This window comes from Pedobacter miscanthi, from assembly GCF_003315595.1.
GTDB classification, from domain to species: domain Bacteria; phylum Bacteroidota; class Bacteroidia; order Sphingobacteriales; family Sphingobacteriaceae; genus Pedobacter; species Pedobacter miscanthi.
In genome coordinates this window covers 300,843-320,745 of the sequence record NZ_QNQU01000002.1, presented here as the reverse complement: position 1 = coordinate 320,745, position 19,903 = coordinate 300,843, and the positions used below count along the sequence as shown (strand labels likewise).

Below are 19,903 nucleotides of genomic sequence, written 5' to 3'. Positions count from 1 at the left end.
TGTGGGTACTGAGATGTTAACAGCTGCTTAACATCAGTCAGATAATTTACCGCTATTTTTAAACTTCAAGAATTACTGATATTTATGAAACCTATTTTCACGCTCTCTCTGGTGGTCTTTACAATTTTAAGTTTGTTTTCCTGCAAAAAAGTGAAGCAAGGCGTTAGGACTACCGTAAAGGGTTATGTGATCGATAGTGCAAAAAACAAACGTCTGGCGAATGCGAAGGTGATGCTGCTCGGCTGTAAAATCCTTTCGGTAAACGGCAGTAGGAGCTGTTCAGATCAGCTCATGGATGTCACCGCTGATCAAAACGTAAATTTTTCGATGGACTTTACTGCTGAAGGGAACTATCACAGCTATGATGTGGCAATGGTAGAGAATGAAGATTATGTCCGTCCGAGAAGCATTTATTCCTATCAGCTAGTGGCAGGAAAGGAAAATAATATCAAGATAAGGGGCATAGAAATGAACGTAATGGAGATGCACCTTAAGGTCTCAAAAACAACTGCAAACAGTATGGTATTATTCGTCAACTATAAACGTTTAGCGCTTCCGGCAAAGCCAATAGATACCATACTGCATTTCAAGATCGTTCCAGAAGAATTTAATGATTTTTACTTTTTTGCATACTATCCATTAGATGTAAGCCGGGGCCTCAGGGAGACGCTTAGGTTGGGTAAGGAACCGGTGGTATATTATGAAAAGATCGTTGAGGATACAGATGTGCTTTCAAGGAATGTATTTTAGGTTTTTAAATCATGAATTTGTTTGGGAACTCAGGTGCGTTCAAAAGAGATTGATCAATCCCAGGACTACATGCTATCCATGTTTTTTTGGGAGAAAAACGGCGAATTGTTATATTCGCTTATCAGAATAAATTAACGCATCTCATGGACGAAATGGAAAAACAGGGCAGGAATGACATTCTCCGCTCCCTGGCAAGTATTCTCTTATTTAGTTTATATGTATCGGTAACCTATCATGTCTCTCTTGGACATGTGGATCAGGATAAACTTGTGGTAGATACCATCAGGTTCCTGCTTACTGTCTTGATCCTCTATCTAGTTTTTCAGGGTTATAGCTGGGCAAGGAACCTTTTCAGTGTACTTACAGCAATCGGTTTGGTAATACTTATACCTCCGGTATTTGAAGATGCGCCGATAGTAAATAAGATACCGTTGTTTGTGGGGTTGGTAGTTTATTCACTGGCGCTATACAGGCTGAATTTCTCGGCAAATGCAAAGGCATATTTTTCCTATATCAAAGAAAAAAGATGAGTACCTGGAGTATTGTTTTTATCCTGATCTGTGTTGGGATAAGTATTGCAATCGAGGTGTATATCAATCGCGATAAATAATACCTCATTTAAGGATTATAACCACCCATAGCGGTGGTTTTTTTATACCCAAGATTTTCATTCGATAGAGCAGAGGGGATGGTGTTGCCTGCGATATGTTCACTAGCCCTATATCTTTTAATGGAGATACCTTTTTAGGTAAAAAAATGGTTTTACCTGGCCGGTTATACCGCTGGAGAAACGCCTGTCAGCTCAATCAGCGCTGGATAAAAAATATGTAAGGGTACTGCCCCTTTATACCTTTCAAGGCTCGGCATCTGAACCAATTTTGTTCTGTCGGAAGGGCAATGGAGCCGCCCGGTGAAACAATTCAAACTTATGTTGGGGCAATTTACATGGGGACAGTTTTTAAGCTGTTATGGGGCAGTAAGCCTGCTGTGGTATCTGGGGCTGCTTTTTACCGCTTACCGAAAAGAGGCGCTGGCGTTGCTGGGTTTAGGGGCACATGGAGATCGAGCAGGCAGTGTTTTAAAGTTCAGGTCTCAAAATGATCCGGTACACGATAATAGACCTGGTCCTGTCCAGGAGAAAAAAGGGAAATCTAATGATAGTGTAATTGATGCAGGTGTTCGGGAAAGGAAGATAAGAGCATCTGTTGCTGATCAGGAACAGGGATTAAAGCCAGCCGGAAGTAATCAACAGGATAGAGGGGGGGCAGGAGATCATGATCTGATGGGCAAGGCCAAGCCACAGCAGGGAATGGAAAGGGTGGCGAGTGGAAACCTGGTATTTGCCCCTACGCAAAAAGACAATGACGGGGCCGATCAGGTTGCGGATGGTGAGTTAACTACTGGTGGCCTTTACGAGGACCTGACGGCAGGCATCAGGGAGATTTATGAGATACTAGCAGCCAACGATGGCAACAAGCAGGATTTTTTTGGAATGGTCTCGGAATTAAAGGCTCAGTTTGGACCATTGGGTTCAAGCCCTTGTATAGCAAGAGTAAATGCTTTTATCAAAGACAGTGCACCGTTCGCGATCAGTGAAGATGAACTGGAACGGTTGTGGAATTAAACCTGCTAATCTTTCCAAGAGAGGGTATTTTTTGTGACCAGGTGATTCCTGGCAGTAAGAAAAACGGGGTAGGTAAAAGTTGGGAAACAATTAGGGGATAACATTTGATGGGTTTGGGATATGGGATTTAGGAATAAAGCGAAAAGGAAAGAAAAGCGTGCATATTTTTTAAGGGTAATCTACATCTTTTCCATGCTGCTGCTGGTATTGGCAATAGGCGTAATGGCGCAGGATGGGAATGCCGGGATACAGGAAGCGGCGAATAAGGTGAAGGGATATTTTGATACGGGATGTGACCTGATGTATGCCATCGGTGCAGTGGTTGGCATCATAGGCGCAGTCAAAGTTTTCAATAAGTGGAATGCGGGAGAACCCGATACGAATAAAGTGGCCGCGGCATGGTTTGGGAGCTGTATATTTTTGGTGGTCGTGGCCACTGTTTTGAAATCGTTTTTCGGGATATAGGCTATGGCAAGGGTATTCCAGATCAATAAAGGTGTTTCTAGACCGATCGTTTTTAAGGGATTAAAAGCGCAGTATATTGCTTACCTGGCTGTAGGGCTGGTGGCTTTACTGATCACCTTTGCGGTGCTGTACATTTTGGGCCTGTCGCTTTTTGTGGTGTTGCCGGTGATATTGGGGCTGGGTACGCTGCTGTTTTATGGGGTGTTTGCCTTGAGCAGGCGTTTCGGGCAGTACGGGCTGATGAAGTACCTGGCGAGGAGGTCGCTGCCTAAGGTGATTGTTTTCCGCTCGAGGAGGGCTTTTACTTCGCTAAAGGTAAAGGCATGAGCTGCACAAATTTCTTCTGGATGCCTGAAGGATAGTTTTTATGGACTGGGTTTAAATGTGGTTCTGAGCCATAGCGAAAATAAGATGAATACCAAAATGATTCTGCGCTGGTTAGGACAAGGTAAATACCTAGCAAATAAATAGCATTAGCTGGAAGGGTTGGGTTTAGGATAAGGATTTGGCGTGTGAGATAAGTCAGGAAACCAAGATTTTGACCGGTCAGGTAGAGATGGTATTCAAATAAGGGTTCAGGTGTAGGGTGAGGTCAGGACCTGGTATTAGTAGAATAATCCATCAGATAAGGTTCATTTTTAGTTTGCAGAAAATGGCCAAGACGTAATTAAATTTCATATCCATAAGGTCGGGACTGATGGAACCTTTACGGTTTCCGGGACAAAGTAAAATAATGGCAGTTGAAGGCTATCTCTAAGGTCAACCTTAATTGAACCTGTGGTATTCCAGGATAGAAAAATCATGCTAAGGTTTCAACAACTAACACACGGAAAATAGTGGACCTTAATGAAAAACGGGAACCGATCAGAAGAATGGTTCCCGTTTAATCTAAATTAACGCTCTCAGTAATATTAGCGTAATAATGGAGCTTTTATTGTGCTCTGGTTAAAATATTTTTGCTTGCCTGTTTTTAAACAGTTTAAGGATGCCCCGGTGACCAGAGCACAAGTTGTAAAAGGTAATCAAGTTTAGGATAGATACCAAGGGCAGATGTCGCGGATTTTTTTACTTAACGAAGCGGAGTATCCAGTTTGGTTTAATAATATCCTACGCTCAGTTACAAAGAAAAATTTAGAGCGTGCCCGATACTGCCTAAGATAAACAACCAATTAGAGCCAATTTTCTATCCTTTTGCTTACAATTTTCCCCCTTTTTTTTTTTGATAATAAGCGAGTTTTATCGTGCCTGGAATAACATGTAGCTAGCAATTTATCCTATATAACAGGATTAAACTGGGAAGGAGAAAAAACAGTTTCTGGTGGAATATTTTATGAAAAAAACGAAAATATCCATGAAGGATATTGCGCAGATAGTGGGTGTATCAACTGCAACAGTGTCATTTGTGATCAATGGCAAAGGTCCTGAGAAAAATATTAGTAAGGGGATGATTAACAGGGTTCTTAGTGCTGTATCCAGGCTTGGTTACCAGCCAAATACCCTTGCAAAAAATCTTAGGCAGGGAAGATCACATATCATCGGTTTTCTTGTCAGTGATATTTCCCTACCCTTCTTTTCACAACTCGCGAGCTTTTTAGAGAGCAGAATGGCTGATCATGGATACACTATTTTGATGATCAGTCTGGGAAAAGAAGGCAGGAATTTTCAAAACGCGCTCAAGATCTTAAAGGGCAGGTGTGTAGATGGATATGTTATAGCTGGGATTCCTAGCCTGAAGGAGCAACTGCAGAGACTGATTTCCTCAAATATACCGGTTGTGATCTGCGGCCAGGGCTTTGCGGACCTCAAAGCGAATTATGTATTAACTGATGACTATAACGCAGTACGTCATGCAACCTTGCATCTCATTACGCAGGGATTATCCAAAATTGGATTTGTCACCTCGCATAGCAATCAAGGTGGGGCGTCAGAGCGATTGGACGGTTACTTGAAAGCCGTGGGTGATCACAATATCATCCCGGTCATTATCAGGCTGGATGAGGGAATTTCTTCGATGGTTGCAACAGCTAATTTCTATCATGCCATAGACGATCTGGAAGCATTGATATTTGCATCTTACCAACTAACGGAAGTTGTACTGAAGATCGCTTTAAGGGATAAAATAAACATATTCAAAACAAAAGGCATTATTGTATTCGATGACTTTGACCTCCTTAAATATCTTTCCCCACCGGTTACAGCGATCTCCCAGTCGGCCGAGAATATTGGACAAAGTATTGTAGATATACTTCTTAGGGAACTAACGGGCCTGCGGGCAGATGAAAAAACATTTTGCAGGGTGAAAGTTGCCGCAAACCTGATTAAAAGAGAATCAACCAAAATGATAACAGGCAAATAGATGATCTAATTGCCTGACAAAGCTGTTAGGGAAGATTCAGCATGGGTCATGTTCTTAGATAATATAAAAGCTTGCAAGCTACCAATGTAAATCATGATTTTAAACCTGTTTAGAATAGCCCATTCCCCATCCTTGCATCGGTTATTATGAGTCAAAATAAAACCCCACCGCTGTGTAAATGATAAGTATTCACATTACGCCAATTCACAATAACTAGGCCAGGTATGCTTGCAATGGTATTACCGTTCAAGATAGTTGAAAAATCGTTACTGGAATTAAATTACTGACTATTTATCATTACTTAATCGTTTGTCCTGTAAAATGATCGAATAGGAGTCATCATTTTTTAATGGATACTGAATTGTATGCGTAAGGTTACAGGTTTTGATTGATATAGGGCTATTTCTGAATGATATTGATCTTCAGAAAACAAACGTTTGCGTTAATATTGTAGTGATAGTAAGAAAAAAAAACGCTTAGATTGCCATCACTAATAGTTTAGTTTTAACGCTTAAAACGCTCCTAATGAATGAAGTTAACTGTGTCTTGGTTGTTGAAAAGCTGGTAAAAGAACTTGGCGCACGTGTAAGTGGCTATTCGATAAAAAAACGCCTTTCAAACCATCCGGATTATCCAGGTATGCTCAGCATGGCAGATGGCCTGTCGAATTTTGGGATTCCAAATATTGCCTTTAAGGTGAAACCTGGATTTGCCAACAAAAAAGACCTGCCCAGCCCTTTTATCTGTAGACTTAAATCAGATAATCCTGGTAAATTCATCGTGGTCACCAATATTTCTGATGGCAATGTACACTTCAGTGACGGTAAAAAAAATAAATTAGGGATAAGTGAAGAAAACTTTTACAAGGAATGGGACGGGATAGCGCTTTATGCTGAAAAGGATGCTACAAGTGGTGAACAATTGTATTTTCAGAATCTTGTTATGGGCTATCTGGAAAAGGCTAGACTGCCATTTTTTATATCCATATGTGTGTTAAGTGCCATTTTTTTTATTGGGATTGAAATTACTAATTCCAAATTATGGACAAATCTTTTGCTGAAAACAGCCGGGTTGATTTTTAGTATATTTTTAATCGGTCACAGCATAGATTCAAAAAACCCCTTTATCGAAAATCTTTGCAGTATCGGAAAGAAAAATGGGTGCAATACAATACTAAAATCCTCTGCAGCGAATCTTACGGACTGGCTGAGTTGGAGTGAGATAGGATTGTTTTATTTCTCCTTTACCATCACCGCTATCATCTTCAGTCCTGGTTCAGCCAATATACTTTCTTGGATTGCTTTGGCTTGTTTGCCATATTCTTTTTATTCTATCGGTTATCAGTACTTGAAAAAAAGTTGGTGTGTTCTATGCTGTAGTGTACAGGCAATACTTTGGTTGGACGCAGGTGCATTTGCTCTGTCCGGACATTTTGAACTGACAGGTTTCTCCTCAGCACACATCATTACCCTTGTCTCAATTCTTCTGATAATTGTATCCCTCTGGGCATTGGTTAAACCCATGCTTTTTAAAGCCTATCAAACTGATTTTATGAAACAACAGTTAAATGGCTTCAAAAATAACACGAAGCTTTTTGATAGTTTCCTTGCGATAGGTGGTCATTTTGACATTCCAGAAAACCTTGTGTCCATAAAACTAGGGAGCCCTGAAGCCAGAACAACAATAACAATGGCAAGCAATTTATATTGCAATCCCTGTGGCGAAGCCCATAAAACGTTGAGAAAATGGCTGAGCTATCGTGATGATATTTCACTGGAGATAATATTCACAGTTTCTGCCTATGTTAATGACCCAAGGATCGAAGTGATTGAATACCTCAGTGCTTTAAGTTTGCAGACAAATGACTCGGGGACGATAGCAGAAGCTATAGACGACTGGTACCAGAACGGGCATAAGTTAGAATTCCTGATGAACAAGTATCCCGTTAAAAGTACACAGGCTATCAAAAAAGTAACGAAAATCCAGAATGAGTGGCTGTTTGATGCGCAAATTACAAATACACCCACGTTCTTTATCAACGGACAGAGACTCTCCCATCCTTATAGATTGGACGATATAGAGTACCTTATCGCATAGGCTCAGGGTATCCAAAGAAATTGTACAATAATGACACTTACGGTTGCAAACGGAAGTGCCGCTAACCAGCCTAGGTTATAAAACTGTGCAGCCTAAATAATCGGGCGTTTGAGATTATTATTTCAAAACAATTACTAAGAAAATTATGAAAAAATTAGTTTTAAAAAAGGAAATTCTTCTTGATGGGGAAATTCTTACTCGTAGCCAACTGAAAAATGTGCTTGGCGGATTTAATCTTGATACAAGTTCAACCGGATGTGCAACTGTTACTTCGTGTTTCAATGATACCGGATGTAGCGAGGTGTCTGATTGTCCTTCCTGCAAGAATGTAGGGGGAGCTCCGACAGATCCGGGGGAATGTGGGCCAAAAGAATAACAATTGTGCCGGATTTACTCCGGCACAACTTTGTTAAAAATAAAACATAATTTTAGTAAGAAAGAAGAACAAGATGTTTATGAGAGTAGTTTTGGTTTTTTTTGTAGGATGGGTGCTTTCTAGCCTGGCGATTTTGCATTGTGCAGCACAAAAAACAGTGACTGATAAGTCATTTCAAATATCGGGAGAATTAACGGGTGATTCAACCAAATTCGTCGTCCTTCGTTTTGTTGATAATCAAGGTAAAAACATAATCGACACCTGTTACATCAGAGATGGCAAATTAAATTTTCAAGGTAATATCGAACAACCGACCTTGGCAATGCTGACAGGAATGGTAAAAACCAAAAATTATGAAGATCCCAATACCGTAAGATTCTTTCTTGAACCTAAAAAAATGTCGATTTCTATTGCCGAAAACAATTTTCCTCATGCTAAAATTACAGGATCTGATACCCAAAGAGACATGGATCTGTTAGGTCAGCAAAATAGTAAACTTGTATTGGAGATGAAGAGCCTGTCAATGAAAAGGGCTATATATAATAACAGGATAAAAATGTCTGCTAATAACGATACCACTACAATGCTTGTAGGCCAACGGGATCAGTTACAGTCCAAATTAGCTGGAGTGCTTAAAAATATCAAATCCAATAAAATAGATTTTATTAAAAACCATCCTAGATCTTATGCCAGTGCATATCTATTTACCGAATTTATTACTGACCGGTCTATCCCAATCTCTCTGATCAAATCAATTTACCAAGGCTTTGCGGGAGATGTAAAGGAAAGTAGATTAGGAAAAGATAATTTACTCAGGATTAATAACCGATTAGCAGGGGATCAGTTGGTCAATTTTAACAATAACTATAATCTTGAGTCAGTTGTATTACAAAATGACCAGAATCGAACAGTCAAACTTGGTAATTTCATTGGAAAGAACCTGGTTATAATTGACTTTTGGGCAAGTTGGTGCGTTCCATGCATCAAATCGAGTCCCAATCTTAAAAAAATATATAATACATATTCGAGGAATGGTTTACAAGTCATCACAATATCAATTGATAAGAGGAATGATGATTGGATATCAGCTGTTAAAAAAAATGGATACGATATTTTTATCAACTTTAGGGATATACCTAATCGTCTACTCACAATAGACGACTTAAAAAATCCCGATGGGATACCCCTGGGCAGAAAATGGAATATTGATTACATTCCCAGTATCCTCTTATTTGATAAAAATGGGTCGCTGATATCTAAATTTGATAAAATCGATGATGAATATAGGATTATCGGCCTGGAAGAAAAAATACGGGACTATTACAGGAAAGCTGGTTCCGATAGTGAGACTAACTGATTAAAAGCTGTTTTCATATGATCTACTTATCTGCACAGCCCGATAGCTTTTATTTTTTATGGCAAATTAAATTGTTGTTAAATAATCTGAACAGGCTTGGCGTGGCTTCGGAGCATATCCATGTGCTTATTGCTTATGATATTACAAAAGGATTGTCCCCATTCTTTTCCGAATTTATAAGCGCTAACCAACAAGCAAGTTTTTTCTGCTATGGTGACACTCGAAGGGCAACCAGATATGCCTCATCAATACGCCCGCACATCATAGCAAAGCATTTTCATGAACTTCCGTGGTTGGAAAGTGATGTTATATTCTATCATGACTCTGATATCATTTTCACCAAACTACCCCATTTTGGTTCTTTCACAGATGACCCAAAGTGGTATGGTTCAGACACAGCTAGTTACACAGGGCCGAGTCACCTGAAAAAGGTTGGCGGTGAGGAACTTTTTGAAAAGATGTGCCAATTGGTTGGGGTTCCATCTGAACTGATCGTGAATCGCAGTCATCACTCGGGAGGCGCGCAATATATTTTGAAATCTTTGACCAGTCGTTTTTGGAGTAACCTTGAGGAAAACTGTGAAAAAATGTTTAACCTGATTAGCGAGCATAATGAAAAGATAGTGGACGGACCAAAGCTACAAGCTTGGTGTGCCGATATTTGGTGTTTGTGGTGGGAGGCTGCCAGGATAGGAGTTGACGCCGAAACGCATCCTGAACTGGATTTTTTATGGGCAAACGATCCTATCGATGCTGCAAAAATGATTGTGCATTATACGGGGAGTCTTCCGCTCTCCAATAAATGTTTTTTCAGGAAAAATAATTACCACCATTGTACACCGTTCTTTGATGACTTTTCACATATCGACCGTGATTCGGCCAGTTTCCTGGTGATTAGGGAAATTGCAGCATATGTGGGATCCAACTTGGTACAGAGAATGGAAATGCTGGATGTTACCATGGTCATTCTTTGCCAGACTAACCACGCTTTTGATGTCCTGCAGTTTCAAACAGTTTTGAAATATTTACAGACCAACATCGATTGTGATATCCTTGTGCTGGAGGTGGGCGTATGCGAACATGTGAGTGATTGTTGCATTAATGAAAATGTAAAATATTATTTTGTCCCTTCACATTGTTCGGCCCTGGAAAGGGCGAAGATAATACCCAAGATAAACTCAAACTTTATAATAGTTCAATCCTACAATATTTTTATCAGTATAGAAAAGTTAGCAAATGCCTGTGGAATGGTTAAAGCTCAAGACGTGGTGGTAGTTCCATATACACGGATTTTGCAAATAGATACACTTTTCCATTCTATGTTTGCAAAACTGTTGGATATAGATCTCTTCACCCAGAACGAAGGGAAAATGTTAACCCTGAAACCATATGGTTTTGATGTGAGTTGCATGATGGGAGGTAAAATTTACCTAACCGAAATTCTAGATGTCTTAATCGATGATCAGACTGATCAATCTACTAATTTGGGATTCCTACAACGGGTACTTTATCTTGAAGATACCGCATATCGATATGTATGTTAGCAGATCTCGAAAAATTGAACCTCATGGGATCCGGGCTGCATTGTGGTAAGCTCGGCCTGTGCCTGGCCTACAGTGTTGCAGGGTTGAAGTCAGGAGACTTGATTTTGAAGCAAAAGGCTAGCGAACTTTTTTATCAGATCGCTGAAGAGATCGCTGACCTGAATGACTGGACTTTTTCATCAGGCATAATTGGTTTCGGATGGATGACCGAATACCTTGCCGCTAATAGTATCATCGAAATGGATACCCACAGTTTTCTTATGGATCTTGACGACCAGGTATACCTGAATGTATTGATGAAAAAAAATCCAAATCTTGGACTGGAGGGTGGTGATGTAGGAATGGCGCTATATCTATATAAAAGAATTTCAAATCAACAAACTCACGACTTGTTTTTCCGAATGATATGTAATGTTGAGTGTTTATGTATCCTTATTGAAAGAATCTGTGAAAAGACAGAATCTTTAATATTTGAGGCAGGCATTAATCGTGATAACGTTGTCGTGTTGAGCCAAATCCTCTTGCTCTTTTCAAAAATTGAACCAACCAAAATCGGTAACCAAACTGTAGTCAGGGCCATCTCAGCCATTTTAAAAATAACTGAGGACGCCTTTGTAGATAAGCGTTTGCGACAATCGGAGTCCTTGAATCATCTGACGGCTTGGAGATCAATTTTAAATGTTATGCCACGATGCAAATCGGAAATGTATCGGGAAGTGGAGATAGAACTGCAAGACCAAATAAGAAATATCCACCAAGATCCCCGGAGAATCTACACCCATCTGATGTCTTTAGACAGTGAGAATCAGTATGGCTGGAGGGAAGCCTGGCTTAAATAAAATAAAATGCATGAAAATTAGACTTACCACTTTTGCAAGGAATGATGAAAGCTTGAGAACACTGATTTCGGGAAGATACCTGTCCGGAAACTTTCGTTGGAAAGATTTGGAATTTGTTACAGACAATAGCTACGATAAGATGATTATTTTCACAAGCCCACACAAAAATACGGTTGACTATGATCCTGTGAAATGTATCACCATGTTAACTGAACCACCTGCTTCACCTAATAGGGTTACCCATTCAATTGGTAGGACTGAAAAGATGTATCTTCCCTTGCCCTGGTTCCCCAAGGAAATTTTGGGGAGAACTGATTTTGAAGGCTCAGGAAGCCCTATCCGTAAAAATAAGCTTTTGTCTATTATTACAAGTGATCTAAATTATCTAAGCGGACATCAGGCGAGATTGGAATTTGTCTATTACCTGGACAAGATGATTGACGAAGGGCTGGATATCTGGGGGAAATCGCATGGGAAAATTTACTTTTCCAATATCGATAATTATCGGGGTGGAATAATAGATAAATATGAAGGACTCTGGCCGTACAAATATCATCTGGCGTGTGAAAACTCGTTTGAATATGGTTATTTCACCGAAAAGATAATTGATCCCATCATTGCGGAGAACCTATGTTTTTATGATGGCTGCATGGACATTGAATCGTTCATAGACGAACGCTCGTTCGTAAAGATAAATATAAGACGTCCACAAGAGTCTATAGATACGATCATTCGATCTATCAGCGATAATTTATGGTCAAAAAGTATCAGGTACATCAGGGCCCAAAAAAAACGTCTATTAACAACCCTCCATCCAATGAACTTGATCTGGCTTGCCGCGCATGAGAAAGATCTGTTGAACATTTGCAAATTATGATGTCAGTTCCACTATTTAGTATAATCATACCTGTCCACAACGCCGTGGCATTTTTAGAGAATACGCTATTTTCGGTGGCATATCAAACTGAAATGAATTGGGAATGCCTTGTTGTGAACGACCATTCGGACGACGGTTCTGATCATATATACAGGAGCTTCAAAGAGCGGGACAAGAGGTTCAAAATATTCAACTCTGAGAAAAAAGGTGCAAATGCCGCCAGAAATCTAGGAATTGCCATGAGTTCATCTCGCCGACTGATATTTTTGGATGCCGATGATCTTCTGGAAGAAAATTGTATATCAGATCGGATGAAATTCATTTATGATAACGGTGACTATGATATGTATGTCTTTAAGACCGAAATTTCGGACGGTAGTATGAAAACTGGTCTTTTCTCCCGGGAGTCCGATCTCCCTGCGCAACTAATATCTGCTTTTATAAGACATGAAATACCATGGCACACGACTTCAGTGGTTTGGGACAGGGTATTTATCAAAAAGATCGGCGGATGGAATGAAGCCTATCAGCGGCTACAGGATGTAGAAATTAATATACGTGCTCTCCTTAAGGGAGCAAGGATGAGATTTGGAGCCGATAGACCAGATTCGATATACGTTAAAGGATCGTTTACGGCACATAAAGTCGAGAATGCGCTGTATGCAAGTTGTAATCTGATTACCGATTACTATGCAGAGGTAGTAGCCTGGATAGGTTGTGATGAGAAGGATGAAGTGATAAAATCTTTTGAAACTCTTATCAGTAAAACCTTGGGACTCTACGTTAACATGGTGAAATACCCAGTCATCAATTGGGAAAACAAGTTTTTAAATGTGCTCAGGAGGATTGGTGCAGAAAAAGAAGAAATCGATTATGTAATTACTGTTTTTAAAGTATTCGCAGACACAGTGGCATCATCATAATATCAAATAACCAATAATACAATGAACAATAAAAATGATTTCATATCAATCGTAATCCCTGTCCTTAATAACCTGGAGAGACTAAAGCGCTGTATCAGGTGTATCAGTATCCAGGATTATCCCATTGGTAAATTTGAAGTGATTGTAATCGATAATGGGTCTAAAAACCTATCGAGTCTCAAAAAGTTTTTAACCGATTTTAGTTTTACCAGGTTGTTTGAGTTCACTGGGTACAAAAGCCCGTATCCCTGCAGAAATATCGGTATAAGCAACGCCTTGGGGGACATCATTGTATTATTGGACTCAAATTGTTTTCCGGCACAGAACTGGTTGAAAGAGGGAGTCAAAAGCCTTAACGAAAACAAAACAGATATGGTAGCGGGAAGGATTATTTTTGAGTTTTCTGATGCCTACCGTATTTCCGAGATAGCGGACTCGCTGGTGTTCGTTAATGTAGAGAATTCGGTGAAGTCTGGTGGATTGCCTGGTGGTAATGCATTTATACGAGCCAGTGCATTTGAAGTAAACGGATTGTTCGATGAGGAAATACGCTCGAACGGTGATGCGATCTGGTCTAAAAGAGCAACCAGGAATGGACTGACTATTGGTTATTGTGAAAAGGCAATTGCTTTTTATCCTGCTAAGAGGCTTATCCAGTTTTTGAAAAAATCTTTTAGGATTGGCTACGGAAGCCTAAGGTTTTGGAGGATGGAGGGGTATTCCGCGATTCGGATCCGGCGTATGAATCTCGAAAATCTCCGGCCTTACAAAATGCTCGTTATCAAACAACTCATTATCCATAGAGGCGAACTCGACATGTTGGATAGCCTGCCAAGAATCTGGGTATGTTTGTGGATGGGTAATCTGATGAGATTCTTAGGGCGTAGTACAGCGCTATTAGCAAGCATGTCGTTCCGTGACCATACCAGCAATCCCGGTTCTAACTAAAATAAACCCATCATGAATAGAACTTATTATTCACAGAACGGCCAGGATTTTTTAATTGACCTGGAAATATTTGACCAACAGCGTAACGGTTTTTTTATGGAGATCGGAGCTTATGATGGTATCAAGTATAGCAATACCTACTTCCTTGAATCTAAAAGGGGCTGGAACGGAATATGTATCGAAGCCAATCCAAAAGTTTACCCTGACCTTAAACGAAATAGAAGTTGTGTAACACTGAATGCTTGTCTCTCAACACAACCGGGAGTCGAGGAATTTTTATGTATGACTGGTAAAATGGAAATGTTAAGCGGTCTGAAAAGAGAGTTCAGTTCGCAGCATCTTTTGAGAATTGAGAATGAATTGAAACGTTTTGGCGAGCAATCTGAAATCATGCCTGTTAATTGCTATACTTTTGAACAGTTGGTTCTGGACCATTCTATCGAACACATCGACTATTTGAGCATTGATACTGAAGGCAGTGAATTTTCAATAATAAAAAGTATTGATTTTTCAAAAACTTCCATTTCGGTTATTTCAGTTGAGAATACTTATCATAATACTGGACTTAATGAATATATGGTATTCAAAGGATATAAAAAGGTAGCTCGTATAGGAGAGGACGACGTGTTCGTGCTTCTATGAACCTTTAAATCGATATCTCAACCTTTAATTTTTTAAGAAGTATAAATGGCCTTTAAATTTTTTAAACAACCTGACCAAATGGATTGTGGACCAACTTGCTTACGGATGGTTGCAGCACATTATGGCAGAAAAGTGAGTTTGCAGAAACTTCGGGAAATCTCGGGCCTGAGTAAATCCGGCGTTTCGATGCTGGGCATAAGCGAGGCAGCAGAAAAAATTGGTTTCCGGACCAGCGGTATTAAGGTCAGTCCTCAAAAGCTTAAGAAAATAGAGCTTCCGGTAGTGTTACATTGGGATCAGAATCATTTCGTGGTGTTATACAAAATATCTGACACCAATGCTTTGATTTTTAAGGGAAATGGGCATTCCGAAAGGTATCATATTGCTGATCCTGCCAAAGGCTTAATCGAATACACTCTTTCAGAGTTTATAAAACATTGGATATCCAGGCGAGGTGATGAAGGTAAGGAAGGTATTGCTTTGACTATGGAAACGACACCTGGTTTTTTTATGCAGGAGCCAGATAAGGATGATGGTTTAAGCCTGGAATATTTAATGGGATATCTGCGTAGGTATCGACAGCTTATTGTACAGTTATTTATAGGACTTCTCATTGGAAGCTTGCTGCAACTGATTCTTCCCTTTCTAACGCAAAGTATCGTCGACACCGGGATAAATACCCGAAATATCAGCTTCGTGTATATGATTCTCATTGCTCAGACCATGCTGTTTTTAGGCCGGATGAGTGTGGATTTTATTAGAAGCTGGATATTGCTTCATATTAGTACACGGGTCAATATCTCAATCCTTACAGATTTTATCATCAAGCTGATGAAGCTTAAGATGAGCTTCTTCGATACCAAAATGACAGGAGATATCTTGCAACGGATGAATGACCAGGGGCGTATCCAAGGCTTTTTAACGGGGTCAACATTGACGGTTATTTTTTCAATGGTCAATTTATTGGTGTTTGCCTTCGTGCTTGCTTGGTACAATATCAGTATTTTCCTTATTTTTCTGTTCAGCAGTATTCTATATTCTATTTGGGTGGTTTTATTCTTGAAAAAACGCAGGGAATTGGATTTTAAGCGCTTTGATGCGGCAGCAAAAAACCAAAGCACTATTATGCAGTTAATTACTGGGATTCAGGAAATAAAATTAAACAACTGTGAACAGCAAAAACGCTGGGAGTGGGAACGGATTCAGGCTGTTTTATTTAAGTTTAGCGTCAAGAGCCTATCATTGGGCCAGATACAGCAAACGGGTGCCTTTTTTATCAATGAGGGCAAGAATATATTGATCACGTTTATTGTAGTAAAAAGCGTTATCGATGGGCAGCTAACTTTGGGAGGTATGATGGCTATCCAATATGTCATTGGGCAGTTGAATAGCCCAGTTGAGCAATTTTTGGGTTTTCTACAACAGTTACAGGACGCAAAAATAAGCCTTGAGCGATTGAATGAAATTCATAAAATGGGTGATGAGGAGCCTTCGGAGCGTGTTTTCCTAAAGGAATTACCGACTGATAAAGGGATAAGGATCCACAATCTTTCCTTTACTTATCCAGGGGCAGGAAACGAACCTGTACTTTCAGGTATTTGCATGAATATACCGGAAGGGAAAACGACGGCAATTGTTGGCATGAGTGGGAGCGGAAAAACAACCATATTAAAGTTGTTGCTGCGTTTCTATGAGCCTCAAAAGGGCGAGATTAGGGTTGGGGCGGCCCACCTTGAGCAGGTCAGTTATCGCTTCTGGCGCGGAGAATGTGGGGTTGTCATGCAGGACGGTTTTATATTTTCAGACACAATCGAGAGGAATATAGCTGTTGGGGATGAATATCCTGATAAAAAAAAACTGGATCATGCTATTCAGATTGCAAATATCAATGATTTTGTCGAAAGCCTGCCGCTGGGAATCAATACGAAAATAGGACAGGCAGGAAGCGGGATCAGCCAGGGCCAGCGGCAACGGATACTTATTGCAAGGTCGGTATACAAGAATCCAACATATATTTTTTTTGACGAAGCGACTAATTCATTGGATGCGAATAATGAAAAAGTAATAATGGAAAATTTGGAAAATTTCTTTAAGCATCGTACGGTGGTTGTTGTTGCACACCGGCTTAGTACAGTAAAGAATGCGGATAATATTATCGTATTAGATAAGGGTAGGATTATCGAACAGGGCACCCATGCCCAGCTCACCAAAAATAAAGGTGAGTATTACCAATTGGTGAGAAATCAGTTAGAACTAGAAAATTAGAGTAACAATGCCGCGTGAATATTTATACACAGAGGAAAATAGTGAAGAGGTTCAGGAGATAATCACTAGTATTCCATCCTGGATTTTGCGCTGGGGAATAACGCTTGTCTTTACCATTTTGATTGGAATAGTTCTGATGTCTGCTTTAATCGAATACCCGGATGTGGTCAGGACAAATCTCAAAGTAAATAGCCTTAATTCGCCAAAGCAAGTGCTTGCAGTACAGAGTGGAAAATTGACAAAGTTACTGGTTCCTGATGGCGCAATGGTTAAAGAGAAGCAGTTATTGGCTTATTTTGAAAGCACCGCAAATGCCGATGACATACTAAGACTAAATAAATATCTCAAAAAGCTACAGATCAGTGTGCTGAATGTTAGTGTATTGGAGAATTTGCCTACGGATCTAAATCTTGGAGAGCTGCAAGGTAGCTATCAGAACTTTCATCAGGAATACCTGCAATACCGATCAACACAAACTAATGGATACTATTTAGACAGAATGGCATTCATAAATAAAGATCTCAAAAACTACAATGCTTTGAAAAGCCAGATTTTTACGCAACAAAAGGTTCAGTTGCAGGAATTTGCAAACCAGCAAGAAGAATACCGAGCTTACCAGAAACTTTATAAAAATCGCGTAATATCCCGAAGTGAATTTACCCTGCAGGAAAATAAATATTTGGCGGCTAAATATCCCTTGCAGCAAACAGAAACAGCGATCTTAAATAACGCTATTGGATATGCATCAAAAGAGAAGGAGCTATTTGAGTTAAAGCACCTTATTTCTGATGAAAAGGCCAGGTTCATACAAGCATTGAATAAATGTATTACAGATAGTGATGCTTGGCTGTTAAAGTACACTTTAATGTCTCCGGTAACGGGAAGGTTGAGTTATGCAGGTATTGTTCAAGAAAATCAAAATATTGCGGCAAACCAAGAAGTATTTGTTGTCAACCCGGGGAATGTAAATTTTTTTGGTGAAGTACAGATACCGCAGTATAACATGGGTAAAATCCATCTTGGGAACAGAACCTTGATTAAAATGCGCAGTTTCCCTTTTGAGCAATATGGCATGATTAGGGGACGGCTAACCTATATTTCGGATGTTGCCTATCGGGATAGTGTATTTATTGCAAAAATTCATTTCGATAATTTCGAAATCAAGGATCCTTTAAATAAAATTGTACTTAAGAACGGCATGCAGGCGGATGCCGAGATCATTACGGAGGAAAGTACTTTACTGCAACGGTTTTTTAGAAACATTACGAAAATGATGCATGGTAAAGAATAAAAAAAAGTATATTACTTTACCAATTTTGTATATCAGGATTGTATTGCTAGGGATAAACCACAGCATCAACGCGGCTTTTGACTTCCGGATCCTGTAAGTTGGCAGTTGGTATAGAACCCGTCAAGATAGCCTTGGTTACCGCAGCCATCGGTGTGGCCAGTAAGCCACCTGTCAGGCCGAAAGCAGCGCCCATTACCAGTAGGAGGAATAGCGAGCGCATCGGTCGGATATTCATAGTAGAAGACCTGAACTTTGGCATCAGGAAATCCGCTACTAGCTCATCGAGCAGCAGAAAGAAGATCAGTAACCAGAGCCCAGTAGCCTACCGATAATGCAACAAGCGCCGGCGAATGGATATGATATAAAAACCAATCTTTTAAATCAGTTCCGAAAAGAAAGACATCGAGCTGATCGCTTAAATGGGGTACGGACCATCCACCTAAGAAGTCCGGCGGTAAAAAAGATCAATGTAAAAACAATGAGGCGGCTAGCCATTGTTTCATCCCTCTCCTTTGCAACCTGCTCACCGGGGGCATTGATGATAATTCCCAGTACAACCGCAAAAATCCCAAGCAGCAGCACGCTGAGTACTTTATATAAAAATCAGAGCAGAACGATTAGTCCAGCCACGTGTAAAACGATTGAGGTTGCTGTGCGGAAAATATTATGGCTTCTTTTATTGTCCAGATTAACCTAACCTATTTCCCATTCCGAAAGTTTTCAAGCCCGGCGGGGATTTTTACGGTAAGGCTTTAGGTTTGGAAACTAGGGGAGTAAAATAACAGTGGGTAAAATATATCAGGGTACTGACCCCATTTTACCTGCTAACGCCCTGTCGGTGAAGCAACTTTGTACTGTCGCCAGGGCAATAGGGCTAGGGTGAACAATTTACGATTATGTTGGCACAATTTACATGGGGACAGTTTTTATGCTGTCATGGGGCAGTCGGGCTGCTGTGGTGTTTGGGACTGCTGTTTACCACATACCGTAAAAGGACGCTGAGAATGCGTGCGGATGCAGGTTTTAGAGAGATGGCTACCGATACGAATAAACTGGCAGCGGCATGGTTTGGGAGCTGTATATTTTTGGTGGTCGTGGCCACTGTTTTGAAATCGTTTTTCGGGATATAGGCTATGGCAAGGGTATTCCAGATCAATAAAGGTGTTTCTAGGCCAATCGTTTTTAAGGGATTAAAAGCGCAGTATATCGCTTACCTGGCCTCGGGGCTGGTGGGCTTGCTGATCACCTTTGCGGGGCTGTACATTTTGGGCCTGTCGCTTTTTCTGGTGTTGCCGGTGATATTGGGGCTGGGTACGCTGCTGTTTTATGGGGTGTTTGCCTTGAGCAGGCGTTTCGTGCAGTACGGGCTGATGAAGTACCTGGCGAGGAGGTCGCTGCCTAAAGTGATTGTTTTCCGCTCGAGGAGGACTTTTACTTCGCTAAAAGTAAAGACATGAGCTGCACAAATTTTCTTCTGAATGCCTGAAGGATAGTTTTTATGGACCGGGTTTGATCCAGGGCCGGCCTAAAGCAAAATCTATAAGAGTTT

18 protein-coding genes and 2 pseudogenes are annotated in these 19,903 nt (G+C 40.3%); 19 read left to right on the top strand and 1 reads right to left on the bottom strand.

Going from position 1 to position 19,903, the window contains the following annotated elements; genetic code table 11:
- Window positions 1–84: 84 nt before the first annotated feature.
- The 17 genes from DRW42_RS03355 to DRW42_RS03275 all read left to right on the top strand — a co-directional run bounded on the left by DRW42_RS03355 (window position 85) and on the right by DRW42_RS03275 (window position 18,354).
- Complete coding sequence (locus DRW42_RS03355) at window positions 85–750, top strand: hypothetical protein (protein ID WP_113947427.1); 666 nt, start codon at window positions 85–87, stop codon at window positions 748–750.
- 143 nt (window positions 751–893) lie between these two features.
- Window positions 894–1,280, top strand: a complete 387-nt coding sequence (locus DRW42_RS03350; protein WP_113947426.1) for a hypothetical protein — start codon at window positions 894–896, stop codon at window positions 1,278–1,280.
- A gap of 398 nt (window positions 1,281–1,678) precedes the next feature.
- On the top strand, window positions 1,679–2,374 hold the full coding sequence (locus DRW42_RS03345) for a hypothetical protein (RefSeq protein ID WP_147243657.1): 696 nt from the start codon (window positions 1,679–1,681) through the stop codon (window positions 2,372–2,374).
- A gap of 120 nt (window positions 2,375–2,494) precedes the next feature.
- The gene (locus DRW42_RS03340; RefSeq protein WP_208643486.1) at window positions 2,495–2,839 is read left to right on the top strand and encodes a DUF4134 domain-containing protein; all 345 of its coding nucleotides are present in this window, start codon (window positions 2,495–2,497) and stop codon (window positions 2,837–2,839) included.
- A gap of 3 nt (window positions 2,840–2,842) precedes the next feature.
- Complete coding sequence (locus DRW42_RS03335) at window positions 2,843–3,166, top strand: DUF4133 domain-containing protein (RefSeq protein ID WP_113947424.1); 324 nt, start codon at window positions 2,843–2,845, stop codon at window positions 3,164–3,166.
- A gap of 1,003 nt (window positions 3,167–4,169) precedes the next feature.
- A complete protein-coding gene (locus tag DRW42_RS03330; RefSeq protein ID WP_113947423.1) occupies window positions 4,170–5,195 on the top strand; it encodes a LacI family DNA-binding transcriptional regulator in 1,026 nt (341 codons plus the stop codon).
- A 525-nt stretch (window positions 5,196–5,720) separates the two neighbouring features.
- Window positions 5,721–7,292, top strand: a complete 1,572-nt coding sequence (locus DRW42_RS03325) for a cysteine peptidase family C39 domain-containing protein (protein ID WP_113947422.1) — start codon at window positions 5,721–5,723, stop codon at window positions 7,290–7,292.
- A 145-nt stretch (window positions 7,293–7,437) separates the two neighbouring features.
- Window positions 7,438–7,668, top strand: coding sequence for a hypothetical protein (locus tag DRW42_RS03320; RefSeq protein ID WP_113947421.1), 231 nt, complete (start codon window positions 7,438–7,440; stop codon window positions 7,666–7,668).
- 79 nt (window positions 7,669–7,747) lie between these two features.
- Window positions 7,748–9,025: a TlpA disulfide reductase family protein gene (locus DRW42_RS03315; protein WP_158544267.1), complete on the top strand. Its 1,278-nt coding sequence runs from the start codon at window positions 7,748–7,750 to the stop codon at window positions 9,023–9,025.
- Between the two features lie 17 nt (window positions 9,026–9,042).
- Entirely contained in the window at window positions 9,043–10,569 is a 1,527-nt protein-coding gene (locus tag DRW42_RS03310; protein WP_113947419.1) for a hypothetical protein, read from the top strand.
- A complete protein-coding gene (locus tag DRW42_RS03305; protein ID WP_113947418.1) occupies window positions 10,563–11,408 on the top strand; it encodes a hypothetical protein in 846 nt (281 codons plus the stop codon). The genes DRW42_RS03310 and DRW42_RS03305 overlap by 7 nt, the downstream gene beginning before the upstream one ends.
- A gap of 10 nt (window positions 11,409–11,418) precedes the next feature.
- Window positions 11,419–12,285 (top strand): glycosyltransferase family 10 domain-containing protein, encoded by an 867-nt coding sequence (locus tag DRW42_RS03300; RefSeq protein WP_158544266.1) that lies wholly within the window; start codon window positions 11,419–11,421, stop codon window positions 12,283–12,285.
- A complete protein-coding gene (locus DRW42_RS03295; protein WP_113947416.1) occupies window positions 12,282–13,208 on the top strand; it encodes a glycosyltransferase family 2 protein in 927 nt (308 codons plus the stop codon). The genes DRW42_RS03300 and DRW42_RS03295 overlap by 4 nt, the downstream gene beginning before the upstream one ends.
- 21 nt (window positions 13,209–13,229) lie before the next feature.
- Window positions 13,230–14,156, top strand: a complete 927-nt coding sequence (locus DRW42_RS03290) for a glycosyltransferase family 2 protein (protein ID WP_113947415.1) — start codon at window positions 13,230–13,232, stop codon at window positions 14,154–14,156.
- A 12-nt stretch (window positions 14,157–14,168) separates the two neighbouring features.
- Window positions 14,169–14,798, top strand: a complete 630-nt coding sequence (locus DRW42_RS03285; protein ID WP_113947414.1) for an FkbM family methyltransferase — start codon at window positions 14,169–14,171, stop codon at window positions 14,796–14,798.
- Window positions 14,799–14,843: 45 nt separating this feature from the next.
- The gene (locus DRW42_RS03280) at window positions 14,844–17,063 is read left to right on the top strand and encodes a peptidase domain-containing ABC transporter (protein WP_113947413.1); all 2,220 of its coding nucleotides are present in this window, start codon (window positions 14,844–14,846) and stop codon (window positions 17,061–17,063) included.
- A 7-nt stretch (window positions 17,064–17,070) separates the two neighbouring features.
- Window positions 17,071–18,354 carry an HlyD family secretion protein gene (locus DRW42_RS03275; protein ID WP_113947412.1) on the top strand — a complete coding sequence of 428 codons (1,284 nt, stop codon included), beginning with the start codon at window positions 17,071–17,073 and terminating at the stop codon, window positions 18,352–18,354.
- Window positions 18,355–18,400: 46 nt separating this feature from the next.
- Here DRW42_RS03275 and DRW42_RS03270 read toward each other — a convergent pair.
- Window positions 18,401–18,661: pseudogene (locus DRW42_RS03270) on the bottom strand (hypothetical protein); the annotation flags it as partial.
- Window positions 18,662–19,394: 733 nt separating this feature from the next.
- Between DRW42_RS03270 and DRW42_RS03265 the strand changes: the two are divergent.
- Both DRW42_RS03265 and DRW42_RS03260 read left to right on the top strand, forming a co-directional pair.
- Window positions 19,395–19,484 (top strand): annotated as a pseudogene (locus DRW42_RS03265) (DUF4134 family protein); the annotation flags it as partial.
- Between the two features lie 3 nt (window positions 19,485–19,487).
- The gene (locus DRW42_RS03260) at window positions 19,488–19,811 is read left to right on the top strand and encodes a DUF4133 domain-containing protein (protein ID WP_113947410.1); all 324 of its coding nucleotides are present in this window, start codon (window positions 19,488–19,490) and stop codon (window positions 19,809–19,811) included.
- The last annotated feature ends 92 nt before the right edge of the window (window positions 19,812–19,903 follow it).